We start from the raw sequence: 499 nt of genomic DNA, 5'->3' as shown, positions 1-499 counted from the left end.
GTTTTCGTAGGGGGTGGAGAGCACGACCATGGTGCGGGTCGACACGTTCGCGGCGGCGCGGATCTCCTGCAGGAGGCTTTCGAGGGCGGCGGGGTCGGCGACGCGGACCTTGAGCAGGTAGCTCTCCTCCCCCGCGACGCTGTAGCAGGCCTCGATGGCGGGCAGGTGGGTGAGCCGGTCGGGGGCGTCGTCGGGCTGGCTGGGGTCTATCTCCTTGATGGAGACGAAGGCGGTGAGGGCCAGCCCGACCTGGGAGGGGTCGACGAGCGCGACGTAGGAGGTGATGACGCCGCGCTGCTCCAGGCGCCGGACCCGCTGGTGTACGGCGGACACCGACAGGCCGGTGGAGCGACCGAGGTCGGTGAAGCTCATCCGGCCGTCGCGGCACAGCAGCTGCACGATCTGACGGTCTAGGTCCTCCAGCACGATCCGGAGGTTACGCAGATCGCGGCGGTGGAGGGGGCGCGGACGGCGATGTCTGGTCCCGGCGGGACTTTTC

General features: G+C 69.9%; 1 protein-coding gene. It reads right to left on the bottom strand.

What is annotated here, in order from left to right:
* Positions 1–423 (bottom strand): Lrp/AsnC family transcriptional regulator (locus FMEAI12_RS32655; RefSeq protein WP_200835492.1); only part of this gene is annotated, 423 nt, incomplete at its 3' end.
* Between the last annotated feature and the right edge of the window lie 76 nt (positions 424–499).

It is taken from the genome of Parafrankia sp. Ea1.12 (assembly GCF_900465275.1).
Lineage (GTDB): Bacteria > Actinomycetota > Actinomycetes > Frankiales > Frankiaceae > Parafrankia > Parafrankia soli.
This window is presented reverse-complemented; position numbering and strand designations above follow the sequence as displayed.